The organism is Streptomyces sp. NPDC037100 (assembly GCF_055606225.1).
Window position 1 is genome coordinate 228,002 of record NZ_JBVJSX010000002.1, and the last position, 23,615, is coordinate 251,616.

At 72.3% G+C, this 23,615-nt stretch carries 16 protein-coding genes; 4 read left to right on the top strand and 12 right to left on the bottom strand.

Annotated features, from left to right (window positions below):
- Window positions 1-11 precede the first annotated feature (11 nt).
- Both ACZ7EG_RS06190 and ACZ7EG_RS06195 read right to left on the bottom strand, forming a co-directional pair.
- Window positions 12-1,748 carry a TerD family protein gene (locus ACZ7EG_RS06190; protein ID WP_471073031.1) on the bottom strand — a complete coding sequence of 579 codons (1,737 nt, stop codon included), beginning with the start codon at window positions 1,746-1,748 and terminating at the stop codon, window positions 12-14.
- A gap of 142 nt (window positions 1,749-1,890) precedes the next feature.
- On the bottom strand, window positions 1,891-2,499 hold the full coding sequence (locus tag ACZ7EG_RS06195) for a M48 metallopeptidase family protein (protein WP_471073034.1): 609 nt from the start codon (window positions 2,497-2,499) through the stop codon (window positions 1,891-1,893).
- A 527-nt stretch (window positions 2,500-3,026) separates the two neighbouring features.
- Between ACZ7EG_RS06195 and ACZ7EG_RS06200 the strand changes: the two genes are divergently transcribed.
- The gene (locus ACZ7EG_RS06200) at window positions 3,027-4,241 is read left to right on the top strand and encodes a ThiF family adenylyltransferase (RefSeq protein ID WP_471073037.1); all 1,215 of its coding nucleotides are present in this window, start codon (window positions 3,027-3,029) and stop codon (window positions 4,239-4,241) included.
- Window positions 4,234-5,604, top strand: a complete 1,371-nt coding sequence (locus tag ACZ7EG_RS06205; RefSeq protein WP_471073040.1) for an ABC1 kinase family protein — start codon at window positions 4,234-4,236, stop codon at window positions 5,602-5,604. The genes ACZ7EG_RS06200 and ACZ7EG_RS06205 overlap by 8 nt, the downstream gene beginning before the upstream one ends.
- 16 nt (window positions 5,605-5,620) lie before the next feature.
- Here ACZ7EG_RS06205 and ACZ7EG_RS06210 read toward each other — a convergent pair whose 3' ends face one another.
- The 5 genes from ACZ7EG_RS06210 to ACZ7EG_RS06230 all read right to left on the bottom strand — a co-directional run bounded on the left by ACZ7EG_RS06210 (window position 5,621) and on the right by ACZ7EG_RS06230 (window position 9,768).
- Window positions 5,621-5,839 carry a hypothetical protein gene (locus ACZ7EG_RS06210; RefSeq protein WP_471073043.1) on the bottom strand — a complete coding sequence of 73 codons (219 nt, stop codon included), beginning with the start codon at window positions 5,837-5,839 and terminating at the stop codon, window positions 5,621-5,623.
- Window positions 5,840-6,162: 323 nt separating this feature from the next.
- Window positions 6,163-6,486 (bottom strand): hypothetical protein, encoded by a 324-nt coding sequence (locus tag ACZ7EG_RS06215; protein ID WP_471073046.1) that lies wholly within the window; start codon window positions 6,484-6,486, stop codon window positions 6,163-6,165.
- Window positions 6,483-6,851, bottom strand: coding sequence for a WhiB family transcriptional regulator (locus ACZ7EG_RS06220; protein WP_471073049.1), 369 nt, complete (start codon window positions 6,849-6,851; stop codon window positions 6,483-6,485). Before ACZ7EG_RS06220 ends, ACZ7EG_RS06215 begins: the two co-directional genes overlap by 4 nt.
- Window positions 6,852-7,024: 173 nt before the next feature.
- The gene (locus ACZ7EG_RS06225) at window positions 7,025-7,351 is read right to left on the bottom strand and encodes a hypothetical protein (RefSeq protein ID WP_471073052.1); all 327 of its coding nucleotides are present in this window, start codon (window positions 7,349-7,351) and stop codon (window positions 7,025-7,027) included.
- A 164-nt stretch (window positions 7,352-7,515) separates the two neighbouring features.
- Complete coding sequence (locus ACZ7EG_RS06230; RefSeq protein ID WP_471073055.1) at window positions 7,516-9,768, bottom strand: ATP-dependent DNA helicase UvrD2; 2,253 nt, start codon at window positions 9,766-9,768, stop codon at window positions 7,516-7,518.
- 126 nt (window positions 9,769-9,894) lie between these two features.
- Between ACZ7EG_RS06230 and ACZ7EG_RS06235 the strand changes: the two genes are divergently transcribed.
- Entirely contained in the window at window positions 9,895-10,137 is a 243-nt protein-coding gene (locus ACZ7EG_RS06235) for a mycoredoxin (RefSeq protein WP_003992805.1), read from the top strand.
- Between the two features lie 87 nt (window positions 10,138-10,224).
- Here the strand turns inward: ACZ7EG_RS06235 and nudC are convergent, their stop codons facing one another.
- From nudC to ACZ7EG_RS06260, 5 genes are all read right to left on the bottom strand, one after another.
- Complete coding sequence (gene nudC / locus ACZ7EG_RS06240; RefSeq protein WP_471073059.1) at window positions 10,225-11,169, bottom strand: NAD(+) diphosphatase; 945 nt, start codon at window positions 11,167-11,169, stop codon at window positions 10,225-10,227.
- 155 nt (window positions 11,170-11,324) lie between these two features.
- Complete coding sequence (locus ACZ7EG_RS06245; protein WP_471073062.1) at window positions 11,325-12,728, bottom strand: dipeptidase; 1,404 nt, start codon at window positions 12,726-12,728, stop codon at window positions 11,325-11,327.
- Window positions 12,729-12,738: 10 nt separating this feature from the next.
- A complete protein-coding gene (locus tag ACZ7EG_RS06250; RefSeq protein ID WP_471073065.1) occupies window positions 12,739-16,377 on the bottom strand; it encodes a UvrD-helicase domain-containing protein in 3,639 nt (1,212 codons plus the stop codon).
- A 91-nt stretch (window positions 16,378-16,468) separates the two neighbouring features.
- On the bottom strand, window positions 16,469-19,966 hold the full coding sequence (locus ACZ7EG_RS06255) for an ATP-dependent helicase (protein WP_471073068.1): 3,498 nt from the start codon (window positions 19,964-19,966) through the stop codon (window positions 16,469-16,471).
- A gap of 266 nt (window positions 19,967-20,232) precedes the next feature.
- Window positions 20,233-20,625 carry an MGMT family protein gene (locus tag ACZ7EG_RS06260; RefSeq protein ID WP_471073071.1) on the bottom strand — a complete coding sequence of 131 codons (393 nt, stop codon included), beginning with the start codon at window positions 20,623-20,625 and terminating at the stop codon, window positions 20,233-20,235.
- A gap of 186 nt (window positions 20,626-20,811) precedes the next feature.
- Between ACZ7EG_RS06260 and ACZ7EG_RS06265 the strand changes: the two genes are divergently transcribed.
- Window positions 20,812-23,541, top strand: a complete 2,730-nt coding sequence (locus tag ACZ7EG_RS06265) for a lysylphosphatidylglycerol synthase transmembrane domain-containing protein (protein ID WP_471073074.1) — start codon at window positions 20,812-20,814, stop codon at window positions 23,539-23,541.
- The last annotated feature ends 74 nt before the right edge of the window (window positions 23,542-23,615 follow it).

Sequence of the window (23,615 nt, forward strand, 5' to 3'; positions counted from 1 at the left end):
GACGGGCTCCCTCAGACCTCGTACGGCTGGACGACGATGAAGTTGCCGGGCGCTCCCCGGAACTGGAGGTTGACGCTCTCCCCCGTGTCACCGGGGTAGGCGTTACGGCGCATCCGCACCTGGCTGGAGACGACGACCTGGGCGGCGGCCGACCAGGCGACCACGGCGTTGCAGTCGGCGAACGTGGTGGGTGTGACGGGCAGCACCACGGGCGTGCCGTGCGTCTTCACGACGACGGTGCCGGTGCCCTGGAACTGCATGGTGAACAGTGCGCCGCCGGGGATGCCGTGGCCCTCGATGCGGCGGACCTCGTAGGTGAGGCTCTCGTCGAACGCGAGGACGTTCTCGGCGGAGACGCACACGGCGTCGCCCTGCAGCTCCAGGGGGTGCAGCATGGTCGAGTTCTCGGCGAGGAACACCTGGCCCTGACCCGTACAGCGCATCAGCTGCATCTCCTGGCCGGTCGCGTTGCCCACGATCCGGCCGGAGAAGCCTGCGCCCTTGTAGCTGAAGTCGACCTTGCCCTGGTAGAGCACCATGCTGCCCTGCCGGGCGAGCACGGGCTGTCCGCCGATGCCGAGGTCGACGCGGACGAGTTTCTTGTTCTGCTGCGTCCAGCGCTGCCCGGTGGGGGTCTCCTTGAACTGCTGGAGCGCGGCGGATACGCCGGGGCCCTGGGGAGCGCTTTGCGCGGCGCCCTGCGGCGCTCCGTAGGGGGCCTGCCCGAACGGCGGCTGCTGCTGGCCGTAACCCGGGGGCGGCGTGGGCTGGCCATAGCCGGGGGGCGGGGCCGGGGCGTGGGGGGCCTGTGGCGCATGAGGTGCCTGGGGCTGGCCGTAGCCGGGAGGCGGCGGGGCCGTCTGGCCGGGGACCTGGCCGTACTGAGGCGGCTGCTGGCCGGGCTGGCCGTACGGCGCGGGCGCCGGGGCCGGGGGCGGCACCGGGGAGCCACCGGGCGGGGTGTGCAAGGGCGCGACGATGGTCGGGGCGGCGTGCACCTGGGGCGCCGGGGGCGGGGTGGGGCCGGGCGGGGGCGCGAAACCCTGCGCGGCGGGCTGGGGCGCGGGGGCCGGAGGCGCCGCGGGTGCGGGGGCCTGAGCCGCCGCGGGTGCGGGGGCGGGCGCGGGTTCCGGAGTGGCGGGGACACCGAACGCGGGCGGGGCGAAGCCCGGCGCGGCGCCGGCCTGCGGCTGCTGCGGGGCCGGTGCCGGCGTCTCCTCCTCGGCAACCTCGCCGCCGAAGTTCTTCAGCAGCGCGTCCAGCCCTCCGTCGAAGCCCTGCCCGACGGCGGCGAACCGCCAGACGTCCTTCAGGTAGAAGTCGCCGAGCATCACGGCCCGTTCGGTGGAGAACTCCGAGCCGTTGAAGGAGTAGCGCGCCACCTCCTCGCCGCCCGCGACGATACGGATGTATCCGGAGGCGATCTGCGACATCTGGCCGGCGCCGTCGATCGTCGCCGTGAAGGACAGCTTCTGGATCTGCGACGGGATCCGGTCGAGCGTCACCCGGAAGGACTCGGTGTCGCCCGCCTGGGCGCCCAGGAGCTGAATGGACTCCTCGGGGGATTTCGGCTGGTTGAAGAAGACGAAGTACCGGTCGTCCGAGAGCCGTTCGTCGGCGTCGAGGCCGAAGCAGCTGATGTCGAAGCTCAGTCCGGGGCCGGCGATCTGTACACCTACGTACAGATCCGTACCCGCGGTGAGGTCACTGATCCTGGCCTTGTGGCCGCGTTGGAATTCCCTGGCCATGCGTAACGACCGTCCCCCATCCAGAACGTGAGTGCGTCGCGCCAGGCTAACGGCAAAATCGGACACCGGACGAGGTCGGTACAGAGCCGGTACACAACGCCCGCTCCGCCGTATCGGCCGTTCGCTCGCGGAAAGCGGTCGGTCACTCCGCGGGGCCGTCACTCCTTGCGCCGGGTACATGGGGCAACCGCTCGGCGGCGACCACGCCTTCGAGGTATCCCCGGGCCCGTTCCGTGCGCGGATAAGCCTCCAGCAGTTCCCAGAAGCGTGGTCCGTGTCCGGGAACGAGCAGATGCGCGAGTTCGTGGACGAGGACGTAGTCGACGACGTACTCGGGCATGCCCTGGAGGCGGTGCGAGAGGCGGATACTGCCCTCGGCGGGGGTGCAGGAACCCCAGCGCGTGTTCTGGTTGGTCACCCAGCGCACCGACGCGGGCCGGGCCCGTCCCTCGAAGTACTGGTCCGAAAGACGCCGGGCTCGCTCGGCCAGCTCGGCGTCGCCGAGGGCCCGCTTGCTCTCCTGGGCGGCCAGCTTGTCGAGCATGACGGTCACCCAGCGCTGTTCCTCCGCCTCGGACATCCGGGCGGGGATGAGCACCACGGTGCGATCGCCCTCGCGGTACGCGGAGACCGTTCTGCGTCGGCGGGCACTCCTGCGGACCTCGATCGCGCTCGACCTCGAGCCGCTCGGCGGCTGGCTCGTCGTGCTGCGCTGTGTGGTTCCGGCGCGGTGCAGTGGGTCGGCGGGCACGCCCCGACGTTACCCGCTGCACACGGGGAAGTCCCGACTCGGGGACGCTTCGGTGCCGCCGCGCCCACCGGCCGCCGGACGGGTACGACCCGGTTGCCGGATTTGTACGACACGGTCGCCTGATCGTGTGAGCGGGCCGTCGGGTGGCATGAGCCGGCCACCGTCCTGGTGCGAACTGGCCCCGGTGTTGGTCGGACCCGGCCGCTGGATCGGCGGGACCCGGCCGCTGGAGTTGAGGAGAGCCGGCCGCTGGAGTTGGCGGGGCCCCGCCGCGGGAATTGGCGGGACCCCGCCGCGGGAGTTGGCGGGACCCCGCCGCGGGATAGGTGCGACCCGGCCGCGGGATAGGTGCGACCCCGCTCCGGGGTTTGTACGACGAATGCCCGCTCCTGTGGACAACTTTCAGCAGTCGGCGGCGGGTTTGGGCATGCTGGGTCTCGTCGGCGAAGCGATGGCGAGGCCGGTCCGGGCCAGCACGCTCGCTCCACCGGCGTACGGGGACGATCTACGGCATACGGGGGCCTGTCATGCATCCGATGGTGAAACCCGCGCTCAGGCGCGGCTGGCGCGACCTCAACACCGTGCAGTTCGGGATGACACCGGCGCATGCGATGACGCTCGGCCCGGTGGACCTGGCGACGGGCAGCTTCCTCGACCTGCTGAACGGCACGCGGGGGCTGGAGCTGCTCCGCGAGGAGGGGCGCCGCATGGACCTGCCCGACGGTCATGTCGACAAGCTGGTACGTGGGCTCGCCGAGGCCGGGCTGCTGGACGACGCCCGCGGCGGCGGGCCGGCCGCTGACGCGCTGCGGAAGAAAAAGGAGGTCCTCGACCGGCTGCGCCCCGACCTGGCCTCCCTCTCCCTGACGGCATCGTCCCCCGGCGACGCGATAGGGCAGCTGGCCGCTCGGCGCTCGCAGCGCGTGCAGGTGCGAGGCGCGGGCCGGGTGGGTGCCGTGCTGGCCTCGCTCCTGGCCGGTGCCGGCGTGGGCGGGGTGGACGTGACCGACGGCGGCCGTGTGGAGCCGTGGGACGTGGCGCCCGGCGGGCTTCCCCCGGATGCCGTCGGCGACCGCAGAGACGAGTCGGCCCGCCGTGCCGTGCGCCGGGCTGCCCCCGACCGGCCGCCGCGCCGCGCGACGACGCAGGCGGGCCCAGAGGATGGCGACCCGGGATTCTCACTGGTGATCCTCGCCCCGCGGGACGACGTCGCCGTGCACGCGCCCGACCCGGCCGCCGCAGAGCCGTATATGGCCTCCGGGACACCCCATCTGTACGCCGGTGTCGTGGAGGGCACCGGCGTGGTCGGTCCTCTCGTCCTGCCCGGCGAGACGGGATGCGCGGGATGCCTGCACGAGGACCGTGCCGACCGGGACCCCACCTGGCCGCGTCTGGTCGCCCAGTGGCGCTCCGGCAAACAGCGGCAGGTGCCGCCCTGCGACCTGACGCTGGCCATGGCCGTGGCCGGACTCGCGGCCGCCCACGCACTCGCTTTCCTGGACGGCCGGGCCCCCTCCAGCGCCGGGGCACGCTGGGAGTGCTCCGTGCCTGATCTCCACTGGCGTGCGCGGCCGGTCAGGGCGCATCCGGCATGCCCGTGCGCAGCGGCGAAGAGAGGAAAAGGGGAGCACCTCTCGGAGGACGGGGAGCCACACGAGACAATGGCTGTGCAACGGCCGTCGGAGCAGTGCCGTGAGGCAGAGGCGGAGCGGCCGGCTGGGACTTGGAGGGCGCATGTCTGATCTTCCCCGGAAGGCGGTTACCCGGACCGCCAAGCTCGCCGCGCTCCCGCTCGGCATCGCCGGGCGGGCGACCTGGGGATTCGGCAAGCGGATCGTCGGTGAATCCGCTGAGCTCGTCGGCCGCGAACTCCAGCAGCGCACGGCGGACCAGCTGTTCAAGGTGCTGGGTGAGCTCAAGGGCGGCGCGATGAAGTTCGGCCAGGCCCTGTCCGTCTTCGAGTCCGCGCTGCCCGAGGAGGTGGCCGGCCCTTACCGGGCCGCGCTGACCAAGCTCCAGGAGGCGGCGCCGCCCATGCCGACCCGGGCCGTGCACGCGGTGCTCGCGGAGCGGCTCGGCGAGGGCTGGCACGAGCTGTTCCTGGAGTTCGAGGACAAGCCCGCCGCGGCGGCCTCGATCGGCCAGGTCCACCGAGGGGTGTGGCACGACGGCCGCGAGGTGGCCGTCAAGGTGCAGTACCCGGGCGCCGGCGAGGCCCTGCTGTCGGATCTGAACCAGCTGAGCCGCTTCTCCCGCCTGCTCGGCCCGCTGATTCCCGGCATGGACATCAAGCCCCTGCTCACAGAGCTGAAGGACCGCGTCTCGGAGGAGCTGGACTACGGACTGGAAGCCCAGGCCCAGCAGGCCCACGCGGAGGAGTTCACGGACGACCCGGACGTGGTCGTGCCGCAGGTGGTGCACCAGTCCGACCAGGTCCTGGTCACCGAGTGGATGGACGGCATCCCGCTGTCGGAGATCATCTCGGACGGCACCCGGGAACAGCGCGACCGTGCCGGTCAGCTTCTGGCCCGCTTCCTGTTCTCCGGCCCCGCCCGCACGGGCCTGCTGCACGCCGACCCCCACCCCGGCAACTTCCGGCTCCTGCCCGGCGGCCCGGAAGGGGAGGACGACTGGCGCCTGGGCGTGCTGGACTTCGGCACGGTCGACCGGCTCCCGGGTGGCCTGCCGGCCACCATCGGCGAGTCCCTGCGGATGACCCTCGACGGTGAGGCCGAGGCGGTCTACGAGTTGCTCTGCGCGGAAGGGTTCGTCAAGGAGACCATAGAGCTGGACCCGGACGCCGTCATGGACTACCTGCTGCCGATCATCGAGCCGGCCCAGGTCGAGGAGTTCACCTTCACCCGGGGCTGGATGCGCAGCCAGGCGGCACGAGTCGCCGACCCCCGTTCCCCGGCCTACCAGCTCGGCAAGCAGCTCAACCTGCCCCCGTCCTATCTGCTGATCCACCGGGTGACGCTGAGCACGATCGGCGTGCTGTGCCAGCTGGGGGCGACGGTGCGGCTGCGCGAGGAGCTGGAGGAGTGGCTGCCGGGGTTCGTCCCGGAGGATCCGGCGGACGGCGAGGAGGCGGTGGCGCAGGCCTGAGTGCCGGCCGCGGGCTTCACCACCAGCCCGAATCCAGGCGCCCCTCGATGGATCTGAGGTTCTCCCGGGAGCATGCCTCGCAGTAGTGGCGAAGGGCGCCGTCCTCCACGGAGTACGTCCAGGTGAGAGGTGGGCCTTCGGTCAGGACCTCGGCCGATGTGCCGCAGCGCGCGCAGGCGAAGCGCCGCGGTTCCGCGGCGGGACCGCCGTCGCTGCCTCCAGGAGGACTACTCACCCGGCGACGATATCTCCGCACCCGGCAATGCGGCAGTCACACGCCCCGGGGGACGCCCCATCGGCTCGATGGCGCCAAGCCCAGGGTTCGGTCAGCACACCCGCGCCGGCCCGGCGGGTACCGCACCCCGGCCCGGCGGGCACCACACGCAGACCAGGCAGGCGCCGTGCGCAGACCAGGCAGGCGCCGTGCGTGCGCTCTCTCGGGCGGACAACGCGCCGCGGGGGCCGGTCCGTTCGGTACGGATCGGCCCCCGCGGTGAGAGGTCGGCGGTCGCAGCCCGGTGTTATGAGCCGGAGAGCCCCCGCTTCAGGTGCAGCGGATTACTGCATGACCGCCATGGCGAGCGCCCGGCGGGCACGCCGTGAGGCGCGCTCCGCCCTGCGCTGCATCCGGCGGGCGGACGCCAGGCGCACGGCCAGGCGATCCCGCTCCGCCTCTTGCAGTCGCTCGCGCATATGCGCGCGAGCCATGGCTTCTGGGATGAGTTGCATCTCTCGGGTCCTGTTCTGACGCGAGTCCTTCGCGCCGCTGATGGTGAAGTCTTGGGTCGCCGAGCCGGCGGGCTCGTTAGTGGACGGCTTCATCGGGGCCTGCTTCTGGGGGTCGTGCGTGAAGGGACGGTCGATTGTTCCTGCGGTGTTCATGCCGTGACCGGGTTCTTGCGCGGGCGGCCACGCGGCCGCTTCCGGGCGACGACGACACCCTGGACGAACAGCTCGCCACCCCAGACGCCCCAGGGCTCACGCCGCTCCTTGGCACCGGCGAGGCAGGCCTCGACCAACGGGCAGGTGCGGCAGAGGGACTTGGCGTACTCGACGTCCGCGGGCGACTCGGCGAAGAAGACCTCCGGGTCGTAGGAACGGCACGGGACGGGTACGCCGAGGTTCTCGATGGCGTCGTCGAGCGCGGTGAGCGCGGTGAGCGGGGTCAAGGCGGGGTCCTCCGTGGAGCCGGGCTTGGGGATCGTGCCGGAAGGCGGTACGGACGGGGCGTGCGCTTCGAGTTGCACGGTTGGGCTTCCTCGTCAGGTCGTTCCGGCCTGTTGGCCGGGGGGTGGTGGTACCGGGTTCTTTTCTTGTCCCGAGGCTCCTTCGGTCCGTCATCCCTGTTCAGGGACAAACAGAAGGGCCGCGGATCCCGGATGGGGTTCCGCGGCCCTGAAGGCGCCGGCCTGATCGGCGATCAGGCTGGATGACTCCAGGGTTCTGGCCCACGGAAGGCCCACATCTGGTGGTGCTGCGTCGTCTGCTTCCGGAATCCGGCACCGGTCGCCGTAAAGGCATAGGCCTGTGCCTGTGCCGTTACTGCCGCTTCCAGTGCCTTGGTCGGTCGCTCATCGCGCTCACGGACGGGAAGGCCCGCGGGAGCAACGGAGGAGGACGCCGGGAGGACGGCACGAATGCCGGACAGACCGGTGCCCAGGTTCGAAACGCCGAGCATGCACGCGGAGACGGCCGAGCGATCGGTCATTTTCACGATGCTGACGGAGCTGGTGTTGATGCTGATCACTGGACTCGCCTCCTCTCGGCGTCTCGGGGGACTGGGTGAACCAGTCCGACGGATATGCAAGTACAACACGGAATCAGCGCCTCCGAGAAGGCCGCTGCTCTCGTGCCTAAGAACCTATGGGGATTGCTGGGGCATGCGCAAACTGTTTTTTCGACGAGTTCGTGTCAGTCCCGATCCGTGCTCTGTGCGCCAGACTGGCCTGCGCAGATGGCCAGTACGTCGGCCCCGTAGCGGTTGAGCTTGCGCATCCCGACGCCCGGGATGCGGGCGAGCTCGCGTTCGTCGTCGGGGGCGGACTCGGCGATCGCCATCAGCGTCCTGTCCGTGAACACGCAAAAGGCGGGCTGGCCACTGCTGCGTGCCTGGTCGGCCCGCCACTCGCGCAGCCGCTCGTACAGGCCCTCGTTCATGTCGGAGGGGCAGTCGTCGCAGCGCATCAGCTTCATCTCGCCCGCGTCCGTCAGCGTGCGACCGCAGACCCGGCAGCGGGCGGGAACTCGTTGGGTCCGCCTCGGGGCGGAATCCCTGGTTCCGGAAATTCCACGCTCGATTCCGCCCGCCCCGCCGGAAGTGGCACGGCCCGTGGTGGCCGTCGAGCCCGGGCGCAGTCCGTCGAGGAAACGGCTGGGACGGCGGTTGGGACGGCCGCCGGGCGAGCGGGAGAGCGCCCAGGAGACATGGAGGTGTTCTCGCGCGCGGGTGACCCCGACATAAAGAAGCCGGCGCTCCTCCTCGACCTGTTCGTCGGTCTTCGCGTAGGTGATCGGCATCATGCCCTCGGCCACACCCACCAGAAAGACGACGTCCCATTCCAGGCCCTTGGCCGAGTGCAGGGAGGCGAGGGTGACGCCCTGCACGGTGGGGGCGTGCTGGGCGTTCGCTCGTTCGTCCAGTTCGGCGACGAGGTCGGCCAGGGTGGCGCCGGGTTTGGCGGCGGCGAAGTCCTGGGCCAGGTTCACCAGGGCGGCCAGGGACTCCCAGCGCTCTCTGACGGCACCGGAGCCGGCTGGTGGCTGGGTCGTCCAGCCCTCTCCCGACAGGACGGCGCGCACCTGCGAGGGCAGGTCGACGACATCGTCGAGAAGGGAGTCGTTGCCGCCGAAGCGGGCCGCGCCGCGCAGGGCGATGCCGGCCTTGCGCACCTCCGGACGGTCGAAGAACCGCTCGGCGCCGCGCAGCTGGTAGGGCACCGCGGCGTCGGCGAGGGCCTGCTCATAGGTCTCGGACTGCGCGTTCGTACGGAAGAGGATCGCGATCTCGGAAGCCGGGACCCCCGAATCGATGAGCTCCCGGATCCGGCGGGCCGCGCCTTCCGCTTCGGCGGGCTCGTCGGTGTACTCGCAGTAGACCGGCTCGGGCCCCGGGCCGCGCTGGGAGACGAGCTCCAGGCGGTGGTCGGCGGCCCGGCCCCGGGCCTGGGCGAGCAGGCCGTTGGCGAGGTGGACGACCTGGGGGGTGGAGCGGTAGTCACGGACCAGCTTGACGACGGTGGCACCGGGGTGGCGGGTGCGGAAGTCGAGCAGATGGTCGGGGGTGGCTCCGGTGAAGGAGTAGATCGTCTGGCTGGCGTCACCGACCACACACAGGTTGTCCCGTTCACCCAGCCACAGTTCGAGCAGGCGCTGCTGGAGGGGGCTGACGTCCTGGTACTCGTCGACCACGAAGTGCTGGTACTGAGTGCGGATCTGCTCCGCGATGTCGTGCCGGTCCTGCAGGACGGCCACGGTCAGCAGCAGCACGTCCTCGAAGTCGATGACGGACCGCTCGCGCTTGACGTCCTCGTAGGCGGCGTAGAGCTGGGCGATCTCGGCGGGGTCGCGCGGGGACTCACGGCCGGCCTTGGCGGCGGCGGGCGCGTAATCGGCGGGGACGGTCTGGGTGACCTTGGACCATTCGATCTCGGCGGTGACATCCCGTAGCTCGCCACGGTCGAGTCGGATGCGGCAGGCCGCCGCCGCGTCGGCGACGAGCTGGATCTTGCGGTCGACGAGCCGGGGCATGGAGCCACCGATCGCTTTCGGCCAGAAGTACTGGAGCTGGCGCAGGGCGGCCGAGTGGAACGTACGCGCCTGGACGCCGGCGGCGCCGAGCTGGCGCAGCCGGCCGCGCATCTCTCCGGCGGCGCGGGCGGTGAAGGTGACGGCGAGGACGCTGGAGGGATGCAGGATGCCTGCGCGCACCCCGTAGGCGATGCGGTGGGTGATCGCCCGGGTCTTGCCCGTGCCCGCGCCCGCCAGGACGCACACCGGACCGTGCAGGGCCGTGGCCACCTCGCGCTGCTCGGGGTCGAGCCCTTCGAGCACGGCGTCGGCGGAGTCCGGTGCCTGCGGGAACAGGGTGGAGTGCGTTGCTGCTGTCACACCGCCATGCTGCCAGGTCGCGCGAGACGGCTGCGCCGGTTGTCCACAGGCAGGCACTGATAGTCGTACCAATGCGGCAGGCGTCACGTGGGGCTGGGCCCCTGGGCCGGGAATGGTGGACCTTTCACATACGTTCCACCACAGCGACCACCCGCCCCGAGCCACCGAAGGAGCACGAGAGACATGCTGGGCACTGTGACGATGTACAGCACCACGTGGTGCGGCTACTGCCGCCGGCTGAAGAGCCAGATGGACCGCGAGGGCATCGCGTACACCGAGATCAACATCGAGCAGGACCCGGAGTCCGCCGCCTTCGTGGAGAAGGCGAATGGCGGAAACCAGACGGTGCCCACCGTCCTGTTCCCGGACGGCTCGACGCTCACGAACCCCTCGCTGGCTCAGGTGAAGCAGAAGATCGGCGCCTAGTCGCCGCGTGCCCGTGCAGGGAAGGCGGCTCCTGAGGAAGCTCAGGAGCCGCCTTCTCTCATACCGACGGCGGGCGCGCCGACGAGGTCAGACGACGCTCCGCGTCGGGAGCGGCTTGCCGTACCAGAGCTCGATCAGGCGCGCCGCGATCGAGATGCCGTAGGGCGGGAGCACCTCGCCGGACTCGAAGGCGGCGTGCAGTTCCTCCCGGGAGAACCAGCGGGCCTCGTGGATCTCGTCGCCGTCGACCTCGATCTCGGTCGAGGTGGCCCGGGCCATGAAGCCCAGCATGAGGCTGGACGGGAAGGGCCAGGGCTGGCTGGCGATGTACTCGACCTGGCCGACGCTGATGCCGACCTCCTCGTGCACCTCGCGGCGCACCGACTGCTCGATGGCCTCGCCGGGCTCGACGAAACCGGCCAGCGTCGAGAAGCGGCCCTCGGGCCAGTGGACCTGGCGGCCGAGCAGGATGCGGTCGTCCTCGTCGGTCACAGCCATGATCACGGCGGGGTCCGTGCGCGGGTAGTGCTCCGCGCCGCAGGCCTGGCAGCGCCGAATGTGTCCGGCGGCGGCGATGAGGGTGCGCTCGCCGCAGCGCGAGCAGAAACGGTGCGTGCGCTGCCAGTTCTCCAGTCCCACCGCGTGCACCATCAGGCCCACGTCGCGGGCCGACAGCAGGGCGCCCGCCTCGCGCAGGCCGGCCGGGCGCGCGGACTGGTCCATCCGTCCGGGCAGAGAGTCCTTCTGGAGGGCGAAGTAGCTGACACCGTCCTCGTCGATACCCAGGAAGTAGCGGTGTGCCTCGGTGAGGGGAGCTTCGAAGGAGGGGGTCATGACGAGTTCGGTGCGCCCGTCCGCCGTCTCGTCGATGAGGACCTGCCCGCCGGAGACCACGAAGCAGCGCGTCGTGGGGTGGCTCCACGCCGCCGCGAGCCAGGCCTCGTCGAGCCGGTGGTGGGCGGCCCGGTCGATGCCGCTCGGGGCGGTGAGCGAGATGGGGCGGTCGGCGTTGTGGTCGGTCCAGGTGGTCACGGGTGCTTCCAACTCCCCGGTGGGACGGTCGGGTTCGGCGGGTGGTTCAGCGGGACGTACGGCAGGGGGCGACCGGGTCCGGCGGGCTCGGGCGGTGCGGGGCGGCGCTTCCAGTGTGCCCCGCGTGCGTGGCCGGCCCGGACGGAACGGGACGCTCAGGTCTCATGGCGCCAGTTCTCGGCGAGGTCACCCCACAGGTACGCGGTGGTCTCGACGCCTTTGAGGAGCAGGTCGAGTTCGACTTTCTCGTTCGGGGCGTGCCAGCCGTCCGAGGGGACGGAGATGCCCAGGAAGAGCACCGGGGCGCCGAGGACGTCCTGGAGGTCCGCCGCCGGGCCGGAGCCACCCTCGCGCGTGAAGCGGACCGGCTGCTCGAAGGCACGGCCCATGGCGCGGGTGACCGACTGGAGGGCGGGGTGGTCCAGCGGCGTCAGGCACGGGCGCGTGGCTCCGCTGAAGGTGATGTCGCAGCGGATCCCGGGCGGCACCTGCTGCTCGGCCCAAGCGCGGACGGCCTTCTCCACATGGCCGGGGTCCTGGCCTGCCACCAGGCGGAAGGAGAGCTTCACCAAGGCGGAGGCGGGGATGATCGTCTTGCTGCCGTGGCCCTGGTAGCCGCCGCCGATGCCGTTGACCTCCGCGGTGGGTCGGGCCCAGATCCGCTCCAGGGTGCTGAAGCCGGCCTCCCCCAGGGTGGCGTTCGACTTGGCCGTGCGCAGCCACTGCTGCTCGTCGAAGGGCAGTTCGGCGAAGAGTTCGCGTTCACGGTCGGTGAGTTCGACCATGCCGTCGTAGAAGCCGGGGATCGCCACGCGCGTGTGCTCGTCGTGCAGGGCGGCGACCAGGCGGGCTACGGCCGTCGCGGGGTTGGGCACCGCGCCGCCGAAGGAGCCGGAGTGGATGTCCTGGTCGGGGCCGTACAGGCGTATCTCGCACTCGGCGAGGCCACGCATGCCGGTGCACACCGTGGGGGTGTCCTCGGACCACATGCCCGTGTCGGAGACGATCACGGCGTCGGCGGCGAGCCGCCCGGCGTGCTGCTCGACCAGGGCCCGGAAGTGCGGGGAGCCGGACTCCTCCTCGCCCTCGACGATCAGCTTGAGGTGCACGGCCGGGTTGCTGCGTCCGGTGGCGGCGAGGTGGGCGCGGACGCCCAGGGTGTGAAAGAACACCTGGCCTTTGTCGTCGGCCGCCCCGCGCGCGTAGAGGCGGTTGCCGCGTACGACCGGCTCGAAGGGTTCGCTGTCCCAGCCGTCCTCCCGGGCGGCGGGCTGCACGTCGTGGTGGCCGTAGACCAGCACCGTGGGCGCCTGCGGGTCGTCACAGGGCCACTCGGCGAAGACCGCGGGGGCGCCCGGGGTCGGCCAGACCTCGACTGTCGGGAAGCCGGTCTCCTTCAGCTTGGCGGCGAGCCAGTCGGCGCTGCGTCGTACGTCGGCCGCGTGGTCCGGCTGGGCTGACACCGACGGGATGCGCAGCCACTCGGCGAGGTCGTCGAGGAAGGCGGCGCGGTGCCCCTCGATGTACGTACGGACGACACTGTCCGGGGTCTGGCTCATGGTCACGAGCCTATCGGCCCGCACCGACGTCCTCGGAGTGCGGTTCCTCACCGGGCCGCACCCCCGTCCGTGCGCTCCTCCGGGCACCCGCCTCGCCGTCGGACGGGTCCTCCAGCAGCAGCCGCTCCACGGCGGCGCGGTCCGGCAGCTCCGGGCGCACGACCTCCCCGCTGCGCACATACAGGAACGCGGCCGTGACCGACTCCGGCGGCACGCCCCGCTGCTCGGCCCAGGCCAGGCGGTAGACGGCGAGCTGGAGCGGGTCCGCGGTACGGGAACGGTTGGTCTTCCAGTCGACGATCTCGTACGTCGCCTCGTCTCCGGCGCCCTCCTTGTAGACGGCGTCGATGCGGCCCCGGACGATCCGGCCGGCGATCTCGAGCTGGAAGGGAGCTTCCACCCGGTAGGGCGTGCGGTGCGCGTACGGGGTGCGCTCGAAGGCGACCTTGAGGGTCTCCAGGTCCTGTTCGTCGGCGATCTCGGCCTCGCTGCCGGGCAGGTCCTCCGGTTCCAGCATGGGCAGCATGAGCTCTTCGAAGCGGGCCTCGACCCAGGCGTGGAAGCGGGTGCCGCGGCGGGCCGCGGGCTGGGGCGGCCGGGGCATGGGGCGGGCCAGCTCCTGGGCCAGGCCGTCCGGGTCGGCGGCGAGGCGCAGCAGCTGGGACGCCGAGAGCGACGCGGGGAGGGGGACGTCGGTGACGCTGTCGCGGGCGCGCAGGAGTTCGCCGGTGAGGGCGTCGAGATCGCGGTCCCAGGAGGCGATGGTGCGGGCTTCCTCCGGGGTGAGGTGTGGGTGTTCCCGGTGACGGGGGCCCGGGTGCCCGGGGTCCTTGGGGTGGGGGCGGGCGGCCTGGCGCTCGGCCGGCACCGCCTGGTGGGGGACGGTGGGACGGACTGCGGCCCGGGCGTCGCCGCCGGCCGCGTCTTCCCCGGGGGCCCTTTCGTATGGGTCCTCTGCGGCGGAACCTTCACCGAGGGGGTCCTTGTCGAAGGGGTCTTCGTCGAACGGGTCCTCGTCGAACGGGTCCGGCTCGTCGCGCAGAGGCCCTTCGTACGGAGGCTCGTCGTCCTCGGGCGGCGGCGGCCACTCCGGATCGGCGAGGTCGTCCGGGTCGTGCGTGGCCGTGGGATGCCCGCCCTCCCGGGAGGCGAGGTCCTCCAGGTGGGCCAGAACGGTCTCGGCGGCCGCGCGGCGGCGGGCCAGGGCCGTCTCGTCCAGGGGCAGGGGCCAGACCTGGTCGGCCGTCGCCTGGTGCAGGGCAGGGTTCTCCTCGTCCTCGGCGGGTTCGTCCGCCCAGGCCTCGATCTCGCCGTACCCGGCCTCGCAGTGCTCGTAGAGGGCCTGGAGGAAGGCGGACGGCCCGCGGCGCTTCTTCTGGGTCGGGCCCCACCAGTGGCCGGAACCCAGGAGGAGGGAGCGGGGTCGGGTGAAGGTGACGTAGCCGAGGCGGAGTTCCTCGGTGTGCTGGTGGTCCTTCATGGCCTCGTGGAAGGCCTTCAGGCCCTTGGCGTCCCAGGACGTCACGTCGGGCAGGGTGTCGGCGTCGCCGCGCAGCCCGTGCGGCAGGACCTTGCCCTGGGAGGTCCACTTCTCGCGGCCCTGGCTGCTGGGGAAGGTGCCGGTGACCAGGCCGGGGACGACCACGACGTCCCACTCCAGGCCCTTGGACTTGTGGGCGGTGAGCACCTTCACGGTGTTGTCGCCGCCCGGGAGGGCGTTGTCGAGCCCCTTCTCGTACTGGGCGGCGGTGCGCAGGAAGCCGAGAAAGGCGAGCAGGGTGGCCTCGTTGTCGCCGGCGGCGAAGGAGGCGGCGACGTCCAGGAAGTTGGACAGGGTCTCGCGGCGGCGGGCGGCCAGGGCGTGCGGGGACGCCGACAGCTCCACCTCCAGGCCGGTGACGGCGAGGACGCGGTGCAGGACGTCCATCAGCGGGTCGGCCAGGGAGCGGCGCAGTTCGCGCAGTTCGGTGGCGAGGCGGGCGAAGCGCACGCGCGCGTCGGGCGAGAACGGCAGTCCGTCGTCGTCCCCGCGCCCGTCCAGCGGTGTCTCGAGGAACGTGTCGAGGGCGTCCGCGAGGGAGATCACCTCGGACGGGTCGACCCCTTCGACTGCCTCGGCGAGGCGGCGGTCCTGGTCGTCGTCGTCCGCCACGCGCGCATGGGCGACGAGGAGCCGGGCACGCCGCCCCAGGAGGGCGAGGTCGCGCGGTCCGATGCGCCAGCGGGGCCCGGTGAGCAGGCGTACCAGGGAGGCGTTGGCCCCGGGGTCCTGGAGGACCTCGCAGACGGCGACGAGGTCGGCGATCTCGGGCAGGTGCAGGAGCCCGGACAGGCCGACGACCTCGACCGGGATGTCCCGCGCGACCAGGGCTCCCTGGATCTCGGCGAAGTCGGTCGCCGTGCGGCACAACACGGCGATCTCGCCCGGTGCCGTCCCGGTCCGGACGAGGTGGGCGACGGAGTCGGCGGCCCATTCGATCTCTTCGGCGTGGGTGCGCAGCAGGGCGCAGCGGACCGTGCCGTCGCGTTCGGCGCCGGGGGCGGGGCGGAGGGCCTCCACGCCCGCGTGCAGGGCGCGCAGGGGCTCCGCGAGGCCGTTGGCGAGATCGAGCAGGCGGCCACCGCTGCGGCGGTTCTCGCTGAGCGCCTGGCGGGTCGCGGGGCGGCCGTCGGCGTGTGCGAAGTGCTCGGGGAAGTCGTCGAGGTTGGCGACGGAGGCGCCGCGCCAGCCGTAGATCGCCTGGCAGGGGTCGCCGACGGCGGTGACGGGGTGGCCGGTGCCCTCGCCGAACAGGCCTGCCAGGAGGACGCGTTGGGCGACCGATGTGTCCTGGTACTCGTCGAGCAGGACCACCCGGAACTCGTCGCGCAGGAGGCGGCCCACCTCGGGGAGCCCGGCGAGCCGGGCCGACAGGGCGATCTGGTCGCCGAAGTCGAGCAGGTCCCGCTCGCGTTTGGCGGCCCGGTAGCGGGTGACCAGCTCGGCGAGTTCACGCCGGGCGGCGGCCGCGTCGGGGACCTTGCGCAGGTCGGCGTTGCTGAGCTTGGCGCCCCGCAGCGTCAGCAGCAGTTCGGCGTCGTGGGCGCGCAGTGCCTCCGGGCGTACGAGGTGCTCGGCGAGTTCGGCGTCGAGGGCGAGGAGGTCGCCGACCAGGTCGGGAAAGGAGCGGGTCAGGGCCGGGTAGGGCCCGGGCGCCTCGCGCAGGACGCGCGCGGCGAGCTGGAAGCGGGTGGCGTCGGCGAGCAGCCGGGACGTGGGCTCGAGACCGATGCGCAGGCCGTGGTCGGTCAGCAGACGGCCCGCGAAGGAGTGGTACGTGGAGATCACCGGCTCGCCCGGCGGGTTGTCCGGGTCGATGGCGTCCGGGTCGGTCACGCCGGCCTTCACCAGTGCCTTGCGGACGCGCTCGGCGAGTTCGGCGGCGGCCTTGTTGGTGAAGGTGAGGCCGAGTACCTGCTCGGGGGCGACCTGGCCGGTGCCGACCAGCCACACCACGCGGGCCGCCATCACCGTCGTCTTGCCCGAGCCGGCTCCGGCCACGATCACCTGCGGGGCGGGCGGCGCGGTGATGCAGGCCGTCTGCTCCGGGGTGAACGGGATGCCGAGGAGCTCTTTGAGCTGTTCGGGATCGGTGATACGGGCGGGCACATCGAAAGGCTAGCGGCGGCCACTGACAACGCTGGCCGCAGCGACCTCCGGGGGAGGAAGAAGCGCAGGTCAGCACGGGTGGTGCGATACCTCACTCGACGACGTGACGCCCCTCCTGGCGCGCGCTGCACGAGGCCCGGAAGGCGCAGTGGGTGCAGTGCTGCCCGGCGGTCGGCGTGAAGCGTTCGTCGAGGACCTTGCCGGCGGCGGTGGCGAGCAGGTCGCCGACCCACTCCCCCTCCAGCGGCTCCTGGGCCTGCACCTTGGGCAGGCTTTCCCCGCCGTCGCGCTTGGCCGCCCCCTGCCGGAGGTGGACGAGTTCGGCGCCGCCCGGTTCGGGACGTACGCCGTCGAAGGCCTCGTCGACGGCACCCTCGCGGACGGCCAGCTGGTAGACGGCGAGCTGCGGGTGGCGCTCCACCTCCTTGGAACTGGGCGCCTGTTTGCCGGTCTTGAAGTCGACCACGTAGGCGCGGCCGTCGCCGTCCGCCTCGACCCGGTCCATCTGGCCGCGGATGCGCACCCGGTAGTCGCCCGCTTCGAGGGTGACGTCGAAGTCGTGCTCGCTGGCCACGGGGGTGCGGCCGGTGCGGTTCATGACGTGCCACTGCAGGAACCGTTCGAGCGCCACGCGCGCGTTGTCCTTCTCCTGGGCCGACTTCCACGGCGCGTCGAAGGCCAGCGCGTTCCACACGGAGTCGAGGCGTTCCATGAGGACGCCGAGGTCGGCCGGGGTGTGCCCGGAGGCGACCTCGTCGGCGAGGACGTGCACCACGTTGCCGAAGCCCTGGGCGGCCGTCGCGGGCGCGTCGGCCTTCACCTCGCGGCCCAGGAACCATTGCAGGGCGCAGGTGTTGGCCAGTTGGTCGAGGGCGCTGCCGGAGAGCACGACGGGCTGGTCGCGGTCGCGCAGCGGCACCTTGGACTCGGTCGGCTCGAACATGCCCCACCAGCGGTAGGGGTGCGCGGACGGCACCAGGGGGCGGCCGTCCTCGTCGGCGAGGGCGGCGAGCCGGGCCAGGCGGTGCGCGGCGGCCTCCCGGAGAGCGTCGGAGACGCGCGGGTCGACCGTGGTGGCACGCAGTTCGGCGACGAGTGCGGCGACGGACAGCGGGCGGCGCGGGCGGCCCGAGACGTCCTTGGGTTCGACGCCGAGTTCGGTGAGGAAACGGGAGGGCTGGTCGCCGTCGTCGGCCGGGGCCTTGACCGCGGTGACGACGAGGCGTTCACGCGCGCGTGTGGCGGCCACGTAGAACAGGCGGCGCTCCTCGGCGAGCAGCGCGCCGGGGGTGAGGGGTTCGGCGAGTCCGTCGCGCCCGATGCGGTCGGCCTCAAGGAGGGAGCCGCGGCGCCGCAGGTCGGGCCAAAGGCCCTCCTGAACGCCCGCGACGACCACCAGGCGCCACTGAAGGCCCTTGGAGCGGTGCGCGGTCATCAGGCGCACGGCGTCGGGGCGTACTGCACGGCGCGTGAGGGTGTCGGCGGCGATGTCCTCGGCGTCGATCTCCGCCAGGAAGTTCAGGGTGCCCCGGCCGCCGGTGCGCTCCTCGGCGCGGGCCGCGGTGGCGAACAGGGCGCACACGGCGTCCAGGTCGCGATCGGCGTTGCGCCCGGCGGCGCCGCCCCGGCGTGCGGCCCGTTCCAGCCGCGCGGGCCATGGTGTGCCCTCCCACAGGTCCCACAGCGCCTCCTCGGCCGTACCACCGCCGGCCAGGCGCTCGCGGGCCTTGCGCAGCAGCGCGCCGAGCCGCTGTGCGCCACGCGCGTAGGTGGGGTCGTGCACGGCGAGCCGCTCCGGCTCGGCGAGCGCCTGTGCGAGCAACACGTCGGAGGGCGGCGGCAGGGGGTTGCCGGCGGCGCGCTCCTCGTCCCGCAGGGCGCGGCCGAGGCGGCGCAGGTCGGCGGCGTCCATGCTCGCGAGGGGGGAGGTCAGGAGGGTGAGGGCGGTTTCTGTGTCGAGCCAGCAGGTGCCCCGATGCACGGAAGGGGCGACCTCGGAGGAGGGGTCCTGCTCGGGCTCCGCAGGTTCTGAAGAGGCATCGGCGTCCTGAAGCTCGGAAGACGCATCCCGCTCGGCCTCCGCAGACTCGGGAAACGCATCGGCGCCCTGAAGCTCGGAAGACGCATCCCGCTCGGCCTCCGCAGACTCGGGAGACGCATCCCGCTCGGCGGCCTGAGGCTCCTCGACGGGTCCCGCCTCCGCCGCTGCCACCGCCCGCAGAGCCGTCAGCAGTGGTGCCACCGCCGGTTCCTGCCGCAGGGGCAGATCGTCACCGTCGACGTCCACGGGGACGCCCGCCGCCGAGAGGGCGCGGCGCAGCGTCGGGATGGTGCGGGAACCGGCGCGCACCAGGACGGCCATGTCACTCCACCGGACGCCGTCCTCCAGGTGTGCCCTGCGGAGGATGTCGGCGATGTTGTCCAGCTCCGTCCCGGACGTCGGATACGTGTACACCTCGACGCGGCCGCCGTCCCGCACCGGCGCGAGTTCGCGATGGGCGCGGACCTTCTCGGCGGGCAGGCGGGTCAGCGGCATGCGCTGGGTGAGGAGGCGGGTGGCGGCCAGCAGGCCGGCACCGGAGCGGCGGGACGTCCGCAGGACCGAGACGGGGGCCGGGCGGCCGTCCGCGCGCGGGAAGGCGTGCGGGAAGTCCAGGATGCCGTTCACATCGGCGCCGCGGAACGCGTAGATCGACTGGTCGGGGTCACCGAAGGCCACGAGGGTGCGTCCGCCGCCGGCCAGGGCGTCCAGCAGCCGCACCTGAGCGGGATCCGTGTCCTGGTACTCGTCGACGTAGACAGCGTCGTACCGGGCGGCGAGCCACGCGGCGACCTCGGGGCGGCGGGCGAGGAGCACCGCGCGGTGGACGAGCTCCGCGTAGTCGATCACGCCCTGCAGGTCGAGCACGTCGAGGTACTCGGCGAGGAAGGCGGCCGCGGCGCGCCAGTCGGGCCGCCCCGTGCGGCGGGCGAAGGCGTCCAGGGCGTCGGGCCCGAGGCCCAGTTCACGGCTGCGGGCGAGGACCGCGCGGACCTCGTCGGCGAAGCCGCGGGTGGTCAGACAGGCGCGCAGCTCGTCCGGCCAGCGCACGTGTGCGAGCCCGAGCCGCTCCAGATCGACCTGGCCCGCGAGCAGCTCCCGCACCGAGACGTCCTGCTCGGGGCCGGACAGCAGGCGCAGCGGCTCCACGAACAGGTCGCTGTCCTGGTGGGCGCGGACCAGGGCGTAGCAGAACGAGTGGAAGGTGGTCGCCTGGGGGGCGCGGGCGGCGCCGGTCCGCAGGGCCATGCGGTCGCGCAGTTCGACGGCCGCCCGGCGGCTGAACGTCAGCACCAGGACCCGCTCGGGGTCACCGCCCCGGGCGACGCGCTCGGCCACGGACTCGACCAGGGTGGTGGTCTTGCCGGTTCCCGGACCTGCGAGGACGAGCAGCGGACCGGCCGTGTGGTCAACCACGGAGCGCTGCGGGGCGTCCAAAAGAGGGGGGTCCATGCGGGCAGGAGGGGTACGTACCAGTCGGTAAGCGCCACGGCTCCCCCGCCGCACCCGGGGGTGCGACAGGCCGCTGGTGGAGGAAGAGGAGCTCACGTGGTTCGCCGGTTCTGGTGGAAGTGCTGGGTGGCGGGCCACCGCGCGTGGTGGGCGGTGACCGCGGGGTGACGGGGGCACGCGCAGCCGACGCTACGCCGACGGGTCAGGCGGAAGCAGGACTTCCCCTTCTTCCCACCGACCACTCGCGGTACTCGTGGCCCTCATGCCCCTCACCTCACGAACGTACGTCATGTTCCCGGGGTGCCCCGATTCCCCCATACGGATCACCGGTCACACGGGCGGCCGTCCGATGGCGGAAGCTGTCAGGTGTGGCCCTCCGCGCGATCACCGCCGTCCCACCGCGCGCGTCTCATGTCGATGCGCGGCAGGTGGCCCTCGGCGGCGCGGCTCGCCTCCCTCAGGGGCGTGCCCTCCGCCCGGTAGTGGCCGAGCGCCCGTTGTTCGTGCCCCGGCAGCAGGACACCGTCCGCGCGGACGACCCGCCACCACGGAGCGGCTCCGCCGTAGAGCGCCATCACACGGCCGACCTGGCGCGGGCCGCCCTGCTCCAGCCACTCGGCGACGTCCCCGTAGGTCATGACACGACCCGCCGGGATCAGTTCGGCGACGTCGAGGACCCGCTCGGCGTACTCGGGCAGCGCCTGCGCGAGCTCGTCCTCGTACCGGCCCCCCTCAGGGCTCCTCTGCTCACTCATCCGCCCCATCCTGCCCCACCCCACCGACAACGGGCCGGGCGCGCTCCGGAGCGTTTCCCCCACCAGGCAGGGACGCATCGGGCAGACTGTCCGCCCCCGCATGTGCACCCTGATTGCCCCATGTGCCGGTGCGGCATGCCACCATCGTGCGGGCGGTGACCGGTGATACGAGACCAAGAAGAGACGATGAAGCAGCAGGGTGCGCACCCCGAGAACACGGAGGGCATCTCTGACGCTTCGTCGCGCCCGGGCACTCCGGACGACGGCCCGAAGGGCGCGGCGAAGAAGACGCGCGCGGCCGCCGAGGAACCCGACTTCGCGCACATCGACGAGGTGGAGGGCGACGAACCGCTGCTCCCCGCGCGCGTGCACCGCCCGTCCGACCTGATGCGCCTGCTGGTGGGTGTGCTCGCCGTCGCGGTCCTGATCGGGATCGCCGCGTTCGCGCACGGCACCACCTCGGGCCTCGAACAGGACATCAACAAGGGCACCGGGCAAGCACCCGACCTGCTCATCAAGATCGCGGGACTGGCCTCCAGCATCGCCATCCTGCTGGTGCCGGTCGCATTCGCCATCGAACGGCTGATCAAACGGGACGGGCTCCGCATCGCCGACGGTGTCCTCGCGGCCGTCCTCGCACACGGTGTGACCCTCGCCACGGACCTGTGGGTCGCCCGGGCCGCCCCCGACTCCATCCAGGAGGCGCTCACCCAGCCCTCCCCCGGCGACATCCACGCACTGACCGACCCCGTGCACGGATACCTGGCCCCGGTCATCGCCTACATGACGGCCGTCGGCATGTCCCGCAGACCGAGATGGCGCGCGGTGCTGTGGGTCGTGCTGCTCCTCGACGCCTTCTCGATGCTCGTCACCGGGTACACGACCCCGTTCTCGATCATCCTGACCGTGCTGATCGGCTGGACCGTGGCCTATGGCACGCTCTACGCGGTCGGCTCGCCCAACGTCCGGCCCACCGGGCAGACGCTGATGGCCGGCCTGCGGACCGTCGGGTTCCGCCCGGTCAGCGCGTCACGCGAGGACGCCTCGGACAACCCGGACACCGGGGACCGGGGGCGGCGGTACTTCGTCACCCTCGAGGACGGCCCGCCCCTGGACGTGACGGTGGTCGACCGCGAGCAGCAGGCACAGGGCTTCTTCTACCGCGCGTGGCGCAACCTCACCCTGCGCGGCTTCGCCACCCGCAGCAGTCTCCAGTCGCTGCGGCAGGCCCTGGAGCAGGAGGCTCTGCTGGCGTACGCGGCCATCGCGGCCGGGGCCAACGCGCCCAAGCTGATCGCCACCTCCGAGCTCGGCCCCGACGCGGTGGTGCTCGTCTACGAGCACAGCGGCGGGCGCACCCTCGACTCGCTGCCGGACGAGGAGATCACCGACGGCCTGCTGCGCGACACCTGGCGCCAGGTGAAGGCCCTGCAGTCGCGGCGCATCGCGCATCGCAGGCTGGTGGGCGACGCGATTCTGGTGGATCGTTCCGGCAAGGTGATCCTCACCGACCTGCGCGTCGGCGAGATCGCGGCCGGTGATCTGCTGCTGCGCATGGACACCTCCCAGCTGCTGGTGACGCTCGGCCTGCGGGTGGGCGCCGAGCGGGCGGTGGCCTCTGCGGTCGGCGTGCTCGGTCCCGACGCGGTGGCGGACTGTCTGCCGATGCTCCAGCCCATCGCGCTCAGCCGTTCCACGCGCGCGACGCTGCGCAGGCTGGCCCGGGAGCGGGCACAGCGCGAGCGCGAAGCGGTACTGGAGGCCTCCCGGCTGGCCAAGCAGGCCCGCCTGGAGGAGCACGCGGACGAGTCCGGGCCCGTCCTGGAGAAACCGGACAAGAAGGCCGTACGGGCGGAGCAGCGCGCCGAGAAGCGGGCGATCGACGAAGCTCTGGAGGAGGCGCGCGAGGAGGACCTGCTCACGCAGATCCGGCACGCGGTGCTGCGGATCAGGCCGCAGGCACCCGTCGAGCCGGCGCGGCTGGAGCGGGTGCGTCCGCGCACGCTGATCAGTTTCATCGCCGGCGCGATCGGTGCGTACTTCCTGCTGACGCAGCTCACGCACATCGAGTTCGGGCCGCTCATCGCGAACGCCGAGTGGGGCTGGGTCGCCGCGGCCGTGCTGTTCTCGATGTGCAGTTACGTCGCCGCGGCGATGGCCCTGCTGGGATTCGTACCCGAGCGGGTGCCGTTCGTGCGGACCGTGGCCGCGCAGGTCGCCGGGTCGTTCGTGAAGATCGTCGCCCCGGCGGCCGTCGGCGGTGTCGCGCTGAACACGCGCTTCCTGCAGCGCGCGGGAGTGCGGCCGGGGCTCGCGGTGGCGAGTGTCGGCGCGTCGCAGCTCTTCGGGCTCGGCTGCCACATCCTGATGCTGCTGGCCTTCGGCTATCTGACCGGCACCGAGAAGACGCCGTCGCTGTCGCCTTCCCGGACGGTTATCGCCGGCCTGCTGACGGTGGCGGTCCTCGTGCTCGTGGTGACCTCGGTGCCGTTCCTGCGGAAGTTCGTCGTCACGCGCGTGCGGTCACTGTTCGCGGGTGTCGTGCCGCGCATGCTGGACGTGCTTCAGCGGCCGCAGAAGCTGGTCACGGGCATCGGCGGCATGCTGCTGCTGACGGCCTGCTTCGTGATGTGCCTGGACGCGTCGATCCGCGCGTTCGGCGACGACTCCACCTCGATCAGCATCGCCAGCGTCGCCGTCGTCTTCCTCGCGGGCAACGCCCTCGGGTCCGCGGCGCCGACACCGGGCGGTGTGGGCGCGGTCGAGGCGACCCTGACGGTGGGTCTGATCGCCGTGGGGCTCCCCAAGGAGGTCGCGGCACCGGCGGTCCTGCTGTTCCGTCTGCTGACCCTGTGGCTGCCCGTCCTGCCGGGCTGGCTGGCCTTCAACCACCTCTCGCGCAAGCAGGCCCTCTGACCCGACCGGGCGGGCGCGGGCTCCTCAGCCTCTCCGACCTGACCGGGCGGGCGCGAATGCGTCAGCCCCTCCGA

Coding starts and splice junctions, on each gene's coding strand:
- ACZ7EG_RS06190 (WP_471073031.1), bottom strand. CDS start 1,748: ATGGCCAGGGAATTCCAACGCGGCCACAAGGCCAGGATCAGTGACCTC.
- ACZ7EG_RS06200 (WP_471073037.1), top strand. CDS start 3,027: ATGCATCCGATGGTGAAACCCGCGCTCAGGCGCGGCTGGCGCGACCTC.
- ACZ7EG_RS06205 (WP_471073040.1), top strand. CDS start 4,234: ATGTCTGATCTTCCCCGGAAGGCGGTTACCCGGACCGCCAAGCTCGCC.
- ACZ7EG_RS06215 (WP_471073046.1), bottom strand. CDS start 6,486: ATGAACACCGCAGGAACAATCGACCGTCCCTTCACGCACGACCCCCAG.
- ACZ7EG_RS06235 (WP_003992805.1), top strand. CDS start 9,895: ATGCTGGGCACTGTGACGATGTACAGCACCACGTGGTGCGGCTACTGC.
- ACZ7EG_RS06245 (WP_471073062.1), bottom strand. CDS start 12,728: ATGAGCCAGACCCCGGACAGTGTCGTCCGTACGTACATCGAGGGGCAC.
- ACZ7EG_RS06260 (WP_471073071.1), bottom strand. CDS start 20,625: ATGAGTGAGCAGAGGAGCCCTGAGGGGGGCCGGTACGAGGACGAGCTC.
- ACZ7EG_RS06265 (WP_471073074.1), top strand. CDS start 20,812: ATGAAGCAGCAGGGTGCGCACCCCGAGAACACGGAGGGCATCTCTGAC.